Source organism: Kitasatospora sp. NPDC059973, assembly GCF_042737525.1.
Taxonomy (GTDB): Bacteria; Actinomycetota; Actinomycetes; order Streptomycetales; family Streptomycetaceae; genus Kitasatospora.
Window position 1 is genome coordinate 1 of sequence record NZ_JBHWUI010000189.1, and the last position, 14,723, is coordinate 14,723.

Here is a 14,723-nt window from a genome sequence, read left to right on the forward strand (position 1 = left end):
TGGTATTGTCCCGGGGGGGGGGCTGTTTTTAATTCCCGCGCCCCCAATGCCGGCCCCCGGGTACTCCCCGCGCCGGGCGGGCCGGGTTCCGGGGGTTTCCCCCCGCCCCGCCGCGGGCCGGGCCGGAAGAACCCCCGGGTGGTGCCGGACCGCGGAGCTACGCGGGAACGGCCCCGGCGGGCCGGGTGAGGCCGTCGAAGCCCGTCGGATCGGTACCGAGACCGGCCGGTGCCACCCAGTCGAACGGCCGGTAGACCGCCGGGCCCAGGCCCAGGCTCTCGGCGACCGTCTCCCGCAGCCGGTTGGAGGTGAACCCGCCGATGACGTTCATCTGGGCGTCCCGGTAGAGGCGCTCCACCTCGTGGCCCCGGGTGACGCCGGCCGCGCCGTGGATCTGCACGGCGCGGGCGGCGACCTCGACGGCCATCTCGGTGGCGTAGATCTTGAGCATGGCGATCGCCTCCCGGGCCGACCGGCCGGCGGCGAGCTCGGTCACCGCCCGGCGGGCCAGCACCCGGGCGGCGTCGATCTGGGCCCGGGACTCGGCGAGCTGGGTCTGCACGCCCTCCATGTGCGCCAGGGGCCGCCCGAAGGAGACCCGCTCACCCGCGTACCGGACCGAGGCGTCCAGCGCGGACTCGGCGATGGCGATGGCCGAGACGGAGATCAGCAGCCAGCCCCAGGCCATCAGTTCGGCCAGCTCACCGGCCAGTTCGCCGAACGGCACGGGCACCACGTCGGCCTCGGAGACGGTGGCCTCGGTGAAGACGATGCCGCCCCAGGGCATGCCGCGCAGGCCCATCCGCGGCGTCTCGTAGCGGCGGACGCCGGGCTGGTTCAGGTCCACGAAGGCGAGGCACCAGTCGTGGCCCTCGTCGCCGGGAGCCTTCTGCCGGCGGGCGAGTGTGACGGCCACGTCCGCGTCCGGCGCGTTGGTGATCTTGGCCTTCTCGCCGTTGATGACGAACCCCTCGCCGGGGGTCCCGGCCGGCCGGACCGTGGTGGTGTAGGTCCCGGCGTCGCTGCCCGCGGGCGGTTCCACGATGGCGAAGCAGGCCAGCTTCTCGCCGGAGATCAGCGGCTTCAGCAGCCGGTCGTACTCGCTGGGCCGGCTGTAGCGGGAGATCAGCTTGCCGCACAGCAGGCCGGACACGGTGGCGGTCCAGTAACTGCCCGGGCAGGCCCGGGCGAGCGCCTCCATGGCTGCCAGCTGGGTGAGGCCGTCGGCGCCGCTGCCGCCCGAGGACTCCGGGTGGAACAGCCGCAGGTAGCCGCTGTCGATGATCTCCGTCCAGTTCGGCGAAGGCATCCGGCCCGCCGCGTCGGTCTCGGCGGCCCGGGAGGCGGTGCCCGGGAAGCTGAGGACGGTGCCGTGTGGTGTGTCGGTCATGTCGGTATCGGTCCTCACGTCAGCCGAGCCCGAGCAGGGACGCGGCGATCACCGGGCGCAGCACCTCGGTGCCGCCCCCGGTCTCGGCGAAGAACAGGGCGTCGCGGTGGGCCCGCGCGATCAGGTGGTCGCTGGTCAGGGCGAGCGGGCCGGACAGGCGCGCGGCCCCCTCGGCGACCGTCCGCGCGGCGGCGGCCACGAAGAGCCGCGCGGTGGCGGCGTCCTGGCGGGTGGGCCGGCCGCCGGAGTCGAACTGTCCGGCGGCCCGGTAAAGCAGTCCGGAGGCCAGCTCGCAGCGGGTGGCGAGGTCGGCCAGGGTGAACCGGGCGGACTGGGCGTGCACGAGGGGCCGGCCGAAGACCCGGCGCTCGCCGACGCCGTCGACGGCGTCCCGGACCAGGGCCCGCATGACGCCGAGCCAGGGCGCGCTGGAGAAGACCCAGTCGAGCGAGGCCAGCAGCGGCTCCACCTCGGTCCCGGCGCCGCCGACACTGCCCAGTACCGCGTCGTCCGGGACGTGGCAGCCGTCCAGGACGAGGCGTCCCCAGGCGCAGGTGCGCATGGCGGCCGGCGCCGATTCGGCGATCAGCAGTCCGGGGGTGGAGCGGTCCAGGACGAAGGCCGTCCGGCCGCCGCCGTCGTGCGTGGCGACGACCAGGAAGTGGTGGGCCACCGGGCCGCCGGCGACGAGGTCCAGCTCGCCCGTGAGCACCCAGCCGCCGAGCCCCGGGGTGCCGGGGCGGGCGGTGACGGTCGGGGCGAGGGCGGCGCCCTGGGTCTGCCGCAGGGACACCGCGCCGATCCAGTCGCCGGAGGCCATCAGGGGCAGGTAGCGCTCGCGCTGGCGGGGGCTGCCGAAGGCGCGCAGTGGCACGGTGGCGAGCACCGCGTGGACGCCGACGGCGAGGGCGAGGCCCGGGTCGCGGGCGCCTTCGCCGAGGCCTTCGAGGAGGGCACAGGTCTGGGTGGCGCTGAGGCCGCCGCCGCCGAGGGCGCGCGGGACCAGCGGTCCGGCGAGGCCGGGGCCGGGCCGGGCGCCGGCCAGTTCGGCGAAGAGGGCCGGGTCCCAGCGGTGGTCGCGGTCCCGCTCGGCCGCGGTCGGCCGCGCGACGCGCTCGGCCAGCTCGCGGGCCGCGGCGGCCGACGATGGATCGCCGGACCCCTGGGGGGCGGGCTTGAGTTCCAGTGGAACAACCATCGGAAGTTCTCTCCTTTCTACGGGCGGTGCTCAGTTCGGTAAGTGGTCGCTTCCCCCGGCACTGCGGGGTGCGTGCGCACGGTTCGACCGGTCCGTTCTCACGTGTCCATGGCTCCGTTCTCGGGTGGAGGGGGGTGCGGCGGTACGGGACGGCACACCGTCGGGGGCGCTCGAACGACTCGCGGGGCAATGCCGCCGGCCTCCCGCCGCTCGGCGCGGATTTCGCGCGCCTATTCAGCGATACAGGTGCCCTCGGAGGCTGTCCAGGAAATTGTCGGCATGCCGACGAGAAGTCCGCACAGCTCACCGTCCATGACGTTCCATCACAGTCCTTGACAAGCTCCTGACATTGGCAGTGTTGTCCCTTCACAGCGCGATCGACCACCATATTCGTCGAGCGCACTGCGCATCGTCGCTCTTTCGGCCCTGCTCCATTCGTACATGCCGCATCGCGAGAATTCAGGCCGGAGCCGAGGTCAGCGCGAATGGGAACCCGGCTCCGGAAAAGGAGGGAACGCACATGGCACCAGCAGAGCACCTGAAGGAAGACGTGCCCCCGCAGGGGCTGCCCCACCTGTCCGACGCGACCTTGCGGGACTCCGCGCACATGGCCGGCGTCGAGTTCGGCCCCAAGGACGCCGCCCACATCGCCGACCTCCTGGTCCGCACCGGCGTCGAGCTGGTCGAGGTCGGGATGATCTCCGGCCCGTCGACCAAGGACGCCGACCTCATCCTCGCCACCCACGAGTCGGTGGGCCCGGAGCGCTCGCTGAGCCTGGTCGTGGTGCGGGACCGCCAGCAGGTGGTCACGGCGCTGGACGAGGCCAAGCGGCTCGGCGTGCGGTCCGTGATGTTCTCGATCCCGACCTCGGAGCAGCACGCGGCCCTCAAGCTGAGCTCCTCCAGCACCAAGTACCTGATCGCGGTGGCCCGGGCGGCGATCGTCGCGGCCAAGGAGCGCGGCTTCCACGTCACCTTCAGCGGCGAGGACGGCGCCCGCACGCCCAGGGAGCGGCTCGTCCCCTACGTCGAGGCGGGCTTCGCGGCCGGCGCCGACCGGTTCCGGCTGGCGGAGACCGTCGCCTACCTGTCGCCGTGGCAGATGGCGCGTCAGATCCGCAGCATCACCGAGATCGACGGCTCCGAGATCGAGATCCACTCGCACAACATGCTGGGCATGGCGGTCGCCAACTCGCTGGCCGCCTACCGCGCCGGGGCGAAGTGGATCTCCGCGACGGCCGGCGGCATCGGGGAGCGCGGCGGCAACGCCCCGCTGGCCGAGCTGCTCACCTCGCTGCGGGTGGTCTACGGCGACACCCGCTTCGACCTGAGCCACCTCACCGAGCTCACCAACGCCGCGCTGCGCGGCGCCCGGCTCGGCGACGCCTTCCAGTCCGGCCCCACGGCCCCGCACGCCTTCGCCTACGAGCTGCCCGGCCAGCTGACCCACCCCGAGGCCTACGAGACGCTGGCCCCGGAGATCGTCGGGAACTCCCGCGAGCTGCGGGTGCGCACCCGGCTGACCACGCCGCTGGTCACCTGGGCGCTCGACGAGCTGGCCGAGTCGGTCGACGTCGCCGCCTTCACCTCCTGGCTGACCGTCCGTCAGGAGCGCGACGACCGCGACCTGCTGGACCGCGACGCGATCCGCAAGGCGGCCGTCGAGTTCCAGTCCGTCTGACCGGCCCCACCCCGGTCCGGCTTTCCACCACCACCGGATCCACATCCACCAGAGAACGACTACGGAGATGACAATGTCTGCTGGCACGTTGACCGGCCTGTGCCCCGAATGCGAGACCGATCTGACCACCCCGCCGATGGTGCAGGGCGAGACCATCGCCTGCCCCGAGTGCATGCTGACGCTCCGGGTGGAGGACGTCGTGGAGGGCCGGCTCAGCCTCCAGATGGTCGAGGTGCAGCTTCGCGATTGGGGTCAGTAAGCCCATGGACCGAACTGTCGCCATCGTCGCCGACCGGGTCGGCTGGGAAGAGCGCCGGCTGATCGACGCGGCCGCGGGCCTGGGCCTGAGCGTCGAGTGGGTCAACGACGAGTCCCTCGCCCTGGGTGACCAGGAGTCGGCCTCGCTCGGGGGCTACGCCGCCGTGCTCGTCCGCAGCCGCAGCTACACGCGGGGCGGCCTGATCGCCACCGTCGCGGAGGCGGCCCGGATCCCCACCCTGAACACCGTCTCGGCCATCCAGGCCTGCGAGAACAAGCTGACGCTGCGCGCCCAGCTGCGTGCCGCCGGCGTGCCGGTGCCCGACTTCCGGCTCGTGCTGTCCCGCAGGGACTTCGAGAAGGCCCTGGCCGAACTGCCGCCGCCGGTCGTGCTGAAGCCGGTCTTCGGCGGCATGGGCAAGCGGGTCACCCTGCTGCGGGACGCGGACTCCGCGCACTCGGTCTACGACTACGTCGAGGACCTCGGGCACGGCTTCGAGCAGGCCTCGCTGATCGAGCCCTACCTGGCCGGCGGATCCTCGCTGCGCTGCTTCGTGGTCGGCCGCGAGCTGGTCGCCATCGCCGAGTTCCACAGCGCGGGGACGGACTGGCGCAGCAACGCGGCGCTGGGCAACCGCAACCGCGCCGTCGACCTCGACCCCGAGGTGCAGAAGATCGTCGACGGGGTGCTGGACGTCCTCGGCGAGGGCATCTTCGGCATCGACCTCTTCGCGACGCCCGACGGCTACGTGGTCAACGAGGTCAACCACGCACCGGCCTTCCGGGCGGTCGCCTCGGCCACCGGGGTGGACATCGCCGCGGCCATCGGCCGCTACGTACGGGAGGAGATCGGATGATCCGGGTCGGCATCATCGGGGCCTCCGGGCTCGCCGGCGGTGAACTGATCAGGCTGATCACCCAGCACCCCGAGCTGGAGCTGACCTTCCTCGGCGGCAACGCCAGCGCGGGGCGCCGCCCGGCCGAGCTCCACCCGGGCCTGCGCCTGGACCTCGGGCTGACCATCGAACCGGTCGGCACGGACCTCAGCGGCCGGTGCGACGTCGTCCTGCTCGCCACGCCCGCGACCGCCTCGGCGGAGCTGGCGGCGCGGCTGGCCGACGAGGTGCCCTGCGTCATCGACCTCAGCGGCGCCTTCCGGATCCAGACGCCGGCGCTGCACGACCGGTGGTACCCGGACGTGCACCGTGCCGACGGCCTGGCGGACCGGTTCGTCTACGGCGTCCCGGAGCTGGTCGGCGACCAGCTGCCCGGCGCCGCGCTGATCTCGCTGCCGGGCTGCTTCGCCACCGCGATCACCCTCGGGCTCGCCCCGCTGGTGATCGGCCTCGGCCTCAACCTGAGGACCGTGGTGGTGGACGGCAAGACCGGCTCCAGCGGCGGCGGCCTGTCCCTGCGGACGGCCGACCTGCACCCGCTGCGCAACGGCGCCATCGCGCCGTACGCACCGGCGGGGCACCGGCACGCGGCGGAGGTCAAGGACTTCCTGGAGCGCAGCAAGCCGGGCGGCATCGACTCGCTCAGCATGTCGGCGTACGGGGTGTCGCACGTGCGCGGCCTGATGGCCAGCACCTACGTCTTCACCGACGACGAGGTGGACGCGCGCAGCCTGCACCGCGCGTACCTGCGCTTCTACAAGCAGCGCCCGTTCGTGCGGGTCCGCCGGCACAACGAGACGCTGATCCCGGTGCCGGACCCGCAGGCCGTGCTGGGTTCGAACTTCTGCGACGTGTCGGTCCTGCACGACGAGGAGGCCGGGCGGATCGTCGTCCTGGCGGCGCTGGACAACATGGTCAAGGGCGCGGCGGGCCAGGCGATCCAGGCCCTCAACCTGCGCTTCGGCCTGCCCGAGGAGACCGGGCTGACCCAGCAGCCGGTGATGCCGGCATGACCGGGACGGCAGCCACCGACACCCCGACCGTCGTCAAGCTCGGCGGCAGCACGGTCGACGACCTCGCCGGCACCTGGTGGGACGACCTGGCCCGGTTCGGCCGGGACCGCCCGCTGGTCCTCGTGCACGGCTGGTCCAAGCCGCTGAAGAACCTCAGCCCCCGCTACCACGAGCCCTCGGCGATCCTGCGCGACCGGTACGGCAACCAGAGCCGGTGGACGACGCCCGAGGTCATCGAGGACATCAAGACCGTCAGTGCCGAGCTCGCCGAGGACGTCCTGCGACGCCTGGAGCAGCGCGGCATCACCGCCGAGCGGGTGCTCGGCAGCGACGGCCTGGTGACCGCCGGCGAGGGCGAGCGCTGGTGGTGGAAGGAGAAGCAGCTCGTCGAGCTGGAGAACCTCGTCGGCCCGATCACCGGGGTGGACCCGGCGGTGCTGAAGAACCTCGAGGCCGGCCACGCCTACCTCGTCACCCCGCTGGCGCGGGACGCGGCGGGCCGGGAGGTGAACACCGACGGCGACCGGGCCGCTGCCGCCGTCGCCGGCGGCATCGGGGCCGAACAGCTGGTCCTGGTCACCGATGTCGCGCACCTGCTGATCGACGATCAGCCGGTGCGCCGGATCACGGCGGAGGCCGCGGCCAGGTTCCGGGACAAGGGCGCCACCGGCGGCATGCGCAAGAAGCTGCGCGCCGCGGGGGAGGCCCTGGACCGGGGAGTGGACCGCGTCGTCATCGGCAGCGCACCCGTGACGGACCTGATCGCCGAGCGCACCGGAACCGTCATCACACGAGCGTGAGGAGCAGGGCACGTGGCGAAATCCCGTGTGCTAGTCGTCAACAACGGAACGCTGTCGCTGAAGCAGCTCCGCGGCCGCTTCGAGGAGCTGGGTTCGGAGACGGACGTCGTCCGCGCCGAGGAGGTGCCCGCCGACCTCGGTGGCCGCTACCAGGCGATCGTGCTGAGCGGTACCAAGGTGCGGGCCTATGACAGTGACTTCTACCGGCCGCTGATCGACCTCGTGACCCATGCCGACGTCCCGGTCTTCGGGATCTGCGGCGGCATGCAGATCATCGCCGTCGCGGCCGGCGGCCGGCTCGCCGAGGGGCCGCAGCGGGTGGGCGGCTACGAGGTGCAGGTCGACAAGGAGGAGCCGCTCTTCACCCATGTGAAGCCGACCGTGACGGTGTTCCACCGGCACACCCTCTACCTCCAGGAGGCGCCCGAGGGCTTCCGCTCGATCGGCCGCTCGGAGCACGCCCCGGTGGAGTTCATCCGCTCCGAGGACGGGCGGATCCACGGGGCCCAGGCACATCTGGAGTTCCGCGCCGACGGTCTGGAGATCCTGCGAGGCTTCGCACAGCTCTACCAGTGATGATCCGTCAGCAGGCGCGTGCGGCCGGGCCGTCCGCGACGGCCGGCGCGCCTGGCTGACGGGCCGTCACGCCATGAACCCATCTAGGTACCGAAGGAATGCGCACATGACTGTGGAAGAGACCCAGGCGCCGGCATTCGCCGTTCACCTCAACGGCAGCGGTGGTGCGATCAAGGGCTGGGTGGTCGTCGACTCCCTCGTCGACGGCCTGGCCATGGGCGGCACCCGGATGACCACCGGGGTCACCGAGGAGGAAGTGGCGGGCCTGGCCCGCGACATGACCGACAAGTTCACCCTCGCCGGGCTGCGCATCGGCGGCGCCAAGGCCGGCATCGTCTCCGACGGCACCGACCGCGAGGAGACCTTCCGGACCTTCGGTCGGACGGTGAAGCCGCTGCTGCACGGCGGCATCCACCTCGGCATCGACATGGGCGTCACCCCCGCGGACCGGGCGGTGTTCTTCGCGGAGGCCGGTTACGACCCGCGCTTCCGGCTGGGCGCCCCGGACATGCCGATCGACTGGCGCACCTACTACGAGCCGCTGATCGACTGCACCGGGCACGGCGTGGGGGTGGCCGCGGTCACCGCGCTGGAGGCCAGTGGCCGCACCGGGTCGGCCCGGGTCGTGGTGCAGGGCTTCGGTGCGGTGGGCCGTGCCGTCGCCCGGTTCCTGGAGGACCGCGGCCACACCGTGGTGGGCGTCGCCGACGTCCAGGGCACCATCAGCGCGGACCGGCTGCCGGTGGCCGACCTGGTCGCCATCACCGACGAGTTCGGCCGGATCGACCGCTCCCGCCTGCCGCAGGGCGTCACGCAGTCCGGCGAGCCGGACGCCTGGCTCGACGTCGACGCCGACCTGCTGATCCTGGCGGCGCAGAAGCACGCGATCAACGCCGACAACGCGCACCGGCTGCGCTCGCGCCTGGTGGTGGAGGGCGGCAACCTCGCCTCCAGCGCCGAGGGCAAGGCCAAGGTGCTGGCCGCGGGCGCCACCGTCGTCCCCGGCGTGATCGCCAACATCGGGGGCGCCGGCTCGGCGGCCCTCGCCGTCACCCGGGTCGTCCCGTTCCACCTGGAGGCGGAAGCCCGCAAGGCCTGGGTCTTCGACTGGGTCGGCGACCGGGTGCGGCAGAACACCCGCGACCTGCTGGATATCGCCGCCGCCCGCGCCGGCGACCCGCTGCCCGAGCTGCTCGCCGCCCGCCGCAAGGAGCGCGGATGACCGCCGGCCCGTCCGTCGGCCCGGACCAGGCCCCGCCCCGGGGCAGCGCGGCCGAGTACCTGCGGCGCGGCTGGTGGCGCGAGGAGACCTTCCTCGACGACCTGCGCCGCCAGGCCCGGCTGCGGCCGCGCAAGCTCGCCGTCGCGGCCCGCCGGATCGGCGAGGCGCGCACCGACACCCTGGACTACTCCGAACTGGCCGTGCTGACCGACCGCTTCGCCCTGGCGCTGGTGGAACTCGGCGTCGAGCGCGGCGATTTCGTCGCCGTCCAGCTCCCCAACCGGTGGGAGACGGTGCCGCTGCTGTTCGCCTGCATCCGGGTCGGCGCGGTCATCTGCCCGATCGACCCGGTCTGCCAGGAGGAGGAGCTGCGGCACCGCCTGGAGCTCACCGGCGCCCGGGTCTGCATCACCGTCCCGGAGTGGAACGGCTACCCGCTGGCCGCCCACCTCACCGCGCTGAAGGCCGAACTTCCGCTGGAGCACGTGGTGGTGGTCGGCGGCCGGGACGCCGGGACGCTCTCCTTCGACGAGCACTTCGTCGGCGTCCCGTGGGAGGAGCAGCGCGCGGGCGAGCTGGACGGGCGCGAACTCACGCCCGACGAGCCGTTCGTGGTGCTCTTCACCTCGGGCACCACCGGGGTGTCCAAGGGCGTGCTGCACAGCCAGAACACCATCTACGCGGCCGTCCGGGGCTACGCCGACACCTTCCTGCTCGACGACAGCCTGGTCGCGGCCGTCACCACCCCGCTCGTCCACTACTCCGGCTTCGGCCAGGGCATCCTGACCGGCGTCATGCTCGGCGCCACCGTCGCCTTCCAGGACGTCCGCCGCAACTCCGCCCTGCTCGACCTGGTCGAGCGCTACGGCGCCACGCTGGTCTACGGTCCGCCGTCCACCCTGGCCGACATCGCCAGGTCCCAGCGGGAGGACCCGCGCGACGTCTCCACCCTGCGCCACGCCGTCACCGGCTCCGCGCCGGTGCTCCAGGAGCTGGTGGACGAGGTGCGCGAGACCCTGGGGGCGCGGACCTACTCGGTGTGGGGGATGTCCGAGTTCGGGCCGGTCACCATCACCCGGCTCGACTACAACCCGGACTGGGCGGCCAGCAGCAACGGCGGGCCGATCGACTCCATGGAGCTGCGCGTCGACGACCGCGACGACCCGGGCAAGCGCGCCCCGGTCGGCCGGCTGCGGGTGCGCGGCGCGGCGCAGGCCCTCGGGTACTACAAGCGCGAGGACGTCTTCGCCGCCGAGTTCAACGCCGAGGGCTGGTTCGACACCGGGGACTACGCGCGCGACGACGGCCGCGGCGGCATCCGCATCCTCGGCCGGGCCAAGGACGCCCTGATCCGCGACGACACCGTCGTCCCGATGACGGAACTCGAAGCGATCATCTCCCGGCACCCCGAGGTGACCGAGACCGCGCTGGTCGGGACCACCGGGCGCAGCGACGACCCGATCCTCGCGGTGGTCGTCACCGCCGGCGCGCAGCCCGGGCTGGAGGAGATCCACGCCGTGCTGCGCGAGGCCGGCCAGGACCCGCGCTTCTTCCCGGAGCGCGTGGTGGTCGTCGACGCCCTGCCGAAGACGCTCACCGGCAAGGTCCGCAAGGCCGAGCTGCGCCGCCGCTACGGCGGGCAGTGACCCACGCCGGATCGCCCCGGTCCCGCACCGCCGACCACCAGCCCCCTCCGATCCCTGGAGCACACCCATGCCCGAGCCCGCGAAGGTGACCCTGTCGGCGACGTTGGCCGCCGACGAGGCCCTCGCCCGCAGACGCGCCGCCGGCGAACAGGTCCTGATCATGGCCAGCGGCGAGATCGGCCTGCCGGTCCACCCCGAGCTGAGGGCCCGGCTGGCGGCCGCCGCCGACCGGTCCACCTACGGCCCGGTGGCCGGCAGCCCGGAGCTGCGGTCGGCGGCGGCCGGCTACTGGCAGCGGCGCGGTCTGGCCGCCGACCCGGAGCTGGTCGTCGCCGGGCCGGGCAGCAAGGCCCTGCTGTTCGCCCTGATCATGGCGGTCGGCGGCGACGTGGTGATCCCCCGGCCCAGCTGGGTCAGCTACGCCGCCCAGGCCGAGCTCGTCGGCGCCCGGGTCCTCAAGGTCCCCGTCCCGGCGGGGGAGGGCGGCGTACCGGACCCGGACCTGCTGCGCGAGACGGTCCTGGCGGCCCGCGCCGCCGGGCACGACCCGCGCTCCGTCGTCGTCACCCTGCCGGACAACCCCACCGGCGCCGTCGCCACGCCCGACACCGTCCGGCGGCTGGGCGAGGCGGCCCGGGAGCTGGACCTCGTCATCATCTCCGACGAGATCTACTGCGACCTGGTCTTCGACCCGGCCACGCCGGCGGTCTCCCCGGCCGCGTTCGCACCCGAGCGCACCGTGGTCACCACCGGGCTGACCAAGAACCTGGCGGTGGGCGGCTGGCGGACGGGCGTCGCCCTGCTGCCCGAGGGCGCCGCCGGGCGCCGGCTCCACGCCCGGCTGATCGCCATCGCCAGCCAGATCTGGTCCAGCCCGCCCGCCCCCGTCCAGGTGGCGGCCGCGTACGCCTTCGGCGAGCCGCCGGAGATCGTGGCGCACGTGGCGGCCTCGCGCCGGCTGCACGGGATCGTCGCCGCGGCGACGGCCGAGCGGTTCACCGCCGCCGGAGCGCTGCTGGCGCCGGTCCGCGCCACCTGCTACCTGTACCCGGACTTCGAGCCGCTGCGCGAGCGGCTCCGCTCCGTCCACGGGGTGCGCACCGGGACGGAGCTGGCCCGGCTGCTCACCGACCGCTACGGCGTCGGCGTGCTGGGCGCCGAGGCCTTCGGGGAGGCCGCCGAGCCGCTGCGGCTGCGCGCGGCCACCAGCCGGTTCTACGGCGAGACGGCGGAGCGCCAGCACGCCGCCCTGGAGGCCGCCGACCCGCTCGGGCTGCCGTGGATCCGGGCCGCCATCGACCGGGTCGACGAGGTCCTGACGGACCTCACCGCCCCGTCCACCACCCGGCTCCTGCCGGGCCGACCGCACCAACGAGCCTAGGAGGACCACCGAGATGTCCATACTTTTCGAATGCGAATACCAGGGTGAGCGGTACGTGGGCTTCGAGAAGCCCGTACCCGGGCAGGCTCTGACGCTGTACCGGGTGAACGACGGCCGGCTGCAGGCCGAGTTCATCGCCGCCGAGACCGCCGAGGACGTCGTCGCCGCGATCAAGGCCGAGGTCACCCCGATCACCGTCGAGGGCGGCGAGGAGCAGGTGAAGTACCTGCCGCCACTGCTGCCCGAGGCCAGCGGGAACGCCCTGCTGAGCGGTTTCATGCGGACCCACAAGTCGAAGTTCGAGGGCGAGCCGGGTGAGGACGAGGAGTTCGTCGCGCCGAACTGGTTCTTCAAGGGCTTCGGTTCCTGGCTGCGGCTGCCCGGCGAGACCCTGGTCGTCCCGGAGAAGTCGGTGGCGCTGATCGAGGAGCCGGAGCTGGCCCTCGTCTACGTCAACGACGACGCCGGCAACCCGCGGTACGTCGGCTACACCTTCGGCAACGACCTGTGCGACATCGGCCTGCACATCCAGAACCCGGGCTGGAACCCGTACTGCAAGCTGTGCGACACCTCGATCACCCCGTGGCTGTTCCTCGGGGAGCCGCCGGCCTCGGTGACCGGCCGGGTCGTCATCGAGCGGGACGGCGTCCCCGCCTGGGAGGGCCCGTTCGACTGCGGCGAGGACGCCCTGTACTTCAAGATCCAGGACATGGTGGACAACCTGTTCGAGTACCCGGCGCTGCGCCGCCCGGGTCTGGTCAACTACGTCCTGCTCGGCGCCGACAAGGCGAGCTTCCACGACGGTTTCCGGATCGCCCACGGCGACCGCATCACCATCGACTTCAAGAGCCACGGCGTGGTGCTGGAGAACGAGGTGACGTTCACTCAGTCCAACTACCCGGCCTAGTCGTTCGGGGCTCGCCGCCGTTGGCCGGTTCCCGCCCTTCTGGCCCGATCCGCCTGCCCGGTGGGGTTGTCCGCCCCGCCGGGCAGGCGGGTTCCTGCGGAGTGTCCACCATGTGAGACAGTCTCGCCGCCGCATCGGAAGCCCCGCGGCCACCCCCGCGGCCGACTGTCCGGAGAGCCGTTCCGGGCCCGTGAACTGCACGTTTGATGGTCCGTCAACTCTGTTCAGCGCGAAGCCGAGTGTCGTCCACCGGGCTCGCCGTACCCGCTACTTCCGCCAGAACATAAATAAGTCCATCATCTCTGCGGGAAACGGGATGACCGGGCGGTCGGCGGTTGTTGCGGCTGGCAGCGCGCTGCGTGGGGGCCGGGGGGCTTTGGCGTGCGACGAACCGGCGCGCGACGAACCGCTCTCCGCCCGCAGTCGGCTCACCCCGTACCGCAGCAGCGTCCTGAATCCGCATTCGTATGAGAGTTCGAGGTATCAAGCATGGCAACCTCCCAGACCGGGCTGTCGGCAAGCTCCCCTCCGGACACACCCTCCGCGGAGGAGAGCCGGAAGCTCCCGATGTCCCCCCTGCTGGCGCTGGCCACGGCCGCCTTCGTGATGGTGCTGACCGAGGCGCTGCCCGCCGGCGTGCTGCCCGAGATGGCGCGCGACCTCTCGGTCAGCGAGTCCGCGGCGGGGCAGGCGCTGACGATCTACGCGATCGCCACCGGCGTCTCGGCCATCCCGCTCGCCGCGGCCACGGCCGGCTGGCGCCGCAAGCAGCTGGTCCTGGTGGCGGTGGTGGCCTTCATCCTCGCCAACACGGTCACCGCCATCTCGTCGAGCTACGTCCTGACCATGGGGTTCCGTCTCGTCGCCGGTGTGGCCGCGGCCGCCGTCTGGGGTGAACTCGTGGTGTACGCGCGCCGGCTGGCACCGCCGCACCTGGTCGGCCGGGCCATCGCGATCACCATGATCGGCATCCCGCTCGCCCTGTCGCTGGGCATCCCGGCGGGCACCTTCCTCGGCAAGGTCTTCGGCTGGCGCCTGACCTTCGGTCTGATCACCGCCGTCACCGTGCTGCTGCTGCTCTGGATCATCGCGTCCGTGCCCGACCACCCGGGGCAGAAGGCCGAGCACCGCGAGCCGATCCTCCAGGCCCTGCGCCTGCCCGGGGTGTCGATCATCCTGGTCGTGGTGGCCGCGTACGTGCTCGCCCACAACACCTTCTACACGTACATCGCCTCGTTCCTCGACGAGAACAAACTGGGGGACAACCGCGACACCGTCCTCCTGGTCTTCGGCCTCGCCTCGATGCTGAGCATCTGGATCACCGGCACGCTGATCGACCGCTACCTGCGCGAACTGACCATCGCCAGCTGCGTCCTGTTCACCGTGGCGGCGGTCTTCCTCGCGCTGACGCCGGGCAGCCCGGTGGCCGTCTACGGGGCGATGGTGCTGTGGGGCCTCGGCTGGGGCGGCCTGGCCACCCTGCTGCAGACCGCCGTCACCAACACGGGCGGCAGCCGCGGCCAGGCCCTGCTGGTCACGGTCTGGAACTCGTTCATGGCCGGTGGCGGCGTGGCCGGCGGGGTGCTGCTCTCGGCGGCCGGCCCGGGCTCGTTCCCGTGGACCGTGCTGGTGCTGGTGATCCCGCTGATCGCCCTCGTGTTCGCCGCCCGTACGCACGCCTTCCCGGCGAAGCGCGCGGAAGCGGTCTGATTCTCCCGGCAGATGGCAGTGGCTCCCGCCCCCCGGGGGGAGGCC

At 72.7% G+C, this 14,723-nt stretch carries 13 protein-coding genes; 11 read left to right on the forward strand and 2 right to left on the reverse strand.

Features of this window, described 5'->3' with window-relative positions:
* Positions 1–157: 157 nt before the first annotated feature.
* Both ACFWA9_RS33665 and ACFWA9_RS33670 read right to left on the reverse strand, forming a co-directional pair.
* Entirely contained in the window at positions 158–1,390 is a 1,233-nt protein-coding gene (locus ACFWA9_RS33665; protein ID WP_380392397.1) for an acyl-CoA dehydrogenase family protein, read from the reverse strand.
* A 19-nt stretch (positions 1,391–1,409) separates the two neighbouring features.
* Positions 1,410–2,588 (reverse strand): acyl-CoA dehydrogenase family protein, encoded by a 1,179-nt coding sequence (locus ACFWA9_RS33670; protein WP_380392400.1) that lies wholly within the window; start codon positions 2,586–2,588, stop codon positions 1,410–1,412.
* Positions 2,589–3,108: 520 nt separating this feature from the next.
* Between ACFWA9_RS33670 and ACFWA9_RS33675 the strand changes: the two genes are divergently transcribed.
* From ACFWA9_RS33675 to ACFWA9_RS33725, 11 genes are all read left to right on the forward strand, one after another.
* Positions 3,109–4,269 carry an isopropylmalate synthase gene (locus tag ACFWA9_RS33675; protein WP_380392403.1) on the forward strand — a complete coding sequence of 387 codons (1,161 nt, stop codon included), beginning with the start codon at positions 3,109–3,111 and terminating at the stop codon, positions 4,267–4,269.
* Between the two features lie 73 nt (positions 4,270–4,342).
* A complete protein-coding gene (locus ACFWA9_RS33680) occupies positions 4,343–4,528 on the forward strand; it encodes a lysine biosynthesis protein LysW (protein WP_329490283.1) in 186 nt (61 codons plus the stop codon).
* Between the two features lie 4 nt (positions 4,529–4,532).
* On the forward strand, positions 4,533–5,384 hold the full coding sequence (locus tag ACFWA9_RS33685; protein WP_352297828.1) for a RimK family alpha-L-glutamate ligase: 852 nt from the start codon (positions 4,533–4,535) through the stop codon (positions 5,382–5,384).
* On the forward strand, positions 5,381–6,436 hold the full coding sequence (argC, locus tag ACFWA9_RS33690) for an N-acetyl-gamma-glutamyl-phosphate reductase (protein WP_329490285.1): 1,056 nt from the start codon (positions 5,381–5,383) through the stop codon (positions 6,434–6,436). The genes ACFWA9_RS33685 and argC overlap by 4 nt, the downstream gene beginning before the upstream one ends.
* Entirely contained in the window at positions 6,433–7,236 is an 804-nt protein-coding gene (locus tag ACFWA9_RS33695) for an acetylglutamate kinase (RefSeq protein ID WP_380392406.1), read from the forward strand. The genes argC and ACFWA9_RS33695 overlap by 4 nt, the downstream gene beginning before the upstream one ends.
* A gap of 12 nt (positions 7,237–7,248) precedes the next feature.
* Positions 7,249–7,812, forward strand: coding sequence for a gamma-glutamyl-gamma-aminobutyrate hydrolase family protein (locus ACFWA9_RS33700; protein WP_329490287.1), 564 nt, complete (start codon positions 7,249–7,251; stop codon positions 7,810–7,812).
* 106 nt (positions 7,813–7,918) lie between these two features.
* The gene (locus tag ACFWA9_RS33705; protein ID WP_380392409.1) at positions 7,919–9,034 is read left to right on the forward strand and encodes a Glu/Leu/Phe/Val dehydrogenase dimerization domain-containing protein; all 1,116 of its coding nucleotides are present in this window, start codon (positions 7,919–7,921) and stop codon (positions 9,032–9,034) included.
* Positions 9,031–10,680 (forward strand): AMP-binding protein, encoded by a 1,650-nt coding sequence (locus ACFWA9_RS33710; protein ID WP_329490289.1) that lies wholly within the window; start codon positions 9,031–9,033, stop codon positions 10,678–10,680. Before ACFWA9_RS33705 ends, ACFWA9_RS33710 begins: the two co-directional genes overlap by 4 nt.
* 67 nt (positions 10,681–10,747) lie before the next feature.
* Positions 10,748–12,061, forward strand: a complete 1,314-nt coding sequence (locus ACFWA9_RS33715) for a pyridoxal phosphate-dependent aminotransferase (RefSeq protein WP_380392412.1) — start codon at positions 10,748–10,750, stop codon at positions 12,059–12,061.
* Positions 12,062–12,074: 13 nt separating this feature from the next.
* Positions 12,075–12,968, forward strand: a complete 894-nt coding sequence (locus ACFWA9_RS33720) for a fumarylacetoacetate (FAA) hydrolase (protein WP_352297817.1) — start codon at positions 12,075–12,077, stop codon at positions 12,966–12,968.
* 489 nt (positions 12,969–13,457) lie between these two features.
* Entirely contained in the window at positions 13,458–14,678 is a 1,221-nt protein-coding gene (locus ACFWA9_RS33725; RefSeq protein ID WP_329490292.1) for an MFS transporter, read from the forward strand.
* Positions 14,679–14,723: the final 45 nt, after the last annotated feature.

Coding starts and splice junctions, on each gene's coding strand:
- ACFWA9_RS33665 (WP_380392397.1), bottom strand. CDS start 1,390: ATGACCGACACACCACACGGCACCGTCCTCAGCTTCCCGGGCACCGCC.
- ACFWA9_RS33670 (WP_380392400.1), bottom strand. CDS start 2,588: ATGGTTGTTCCACTGGAACTCAAGCCCGCCCCCCAGGGGTCCGGCGAT.
- ACFWA9_RS33675 (WP_380392403.1), top strand. CDS start 3,109: ATGGCACCAGCAGAGCACCTGAAGGAAGACGTGCCCCCGCAGGGGCTG.
- ACFWA9_RS33680 (WP_329490283.1), top strand. CDS start 4,343: ATGTCTGCTGGCACGTTGACCGGCCTGTGCCCCGAATGCGAGACCGAT.
- ACFWA9_RS33685 (WP_352297828.1), top strand. CDS start 4,533: ATGGACCGAACTGTCGCCATCGTCGCCGACCGGGTCGGCTGGGAAGAG.
- argC (WP_329490285.1), top strand. CDS start 5,381: ATGATCCGGGTCGGCATCATCGGGGCCTCCGGGCTCGCCGGCGGTGAA.
- ACFWA9_RS33695 (WP_380392406.1), top strand. CDS start 6,433: ATGACCGGGACGGCAGCCACCGACACCCCGACCGTCGTCAAGCTCGGC.
- ACFWA9_RS33705 (WP_380392409.1), top strand. CDS start 7,919: ATGACTGTGGAAGAGACCCAGGCGCCGGCATTCGCCGTTCACCTCAAC.
- ACFWA9_RS33710 (WP_329490289.1), top strand. CDS start 9,031: ATGACCGCCGGCCCGTCCGTCGGCCCGGACCAGGCCCCGCCCCGGGGC.
- ACFWA9_RS33715 (WP_380392412.1), top strand. CDS start 10,748: ATGCCCGAGCCCGCGAAGGTGACCCTGTCGGCGACGTTGGCCGCCGAC.
- ACFWA9_RS33720 (WP_352297817.1), top strand. CDS start 12,075: ATGTCCATACTTTTCGAATGCGAATACCAGGGTGAGCGGTACGTGGGC.
- ACFWA9_RS33725 (WP_329490292.1), top strand. CDS start 13,458: ATGGCAACCTCCCAGACCGGGCTGTCGGCAAGCTCCCCTCCGGACACA.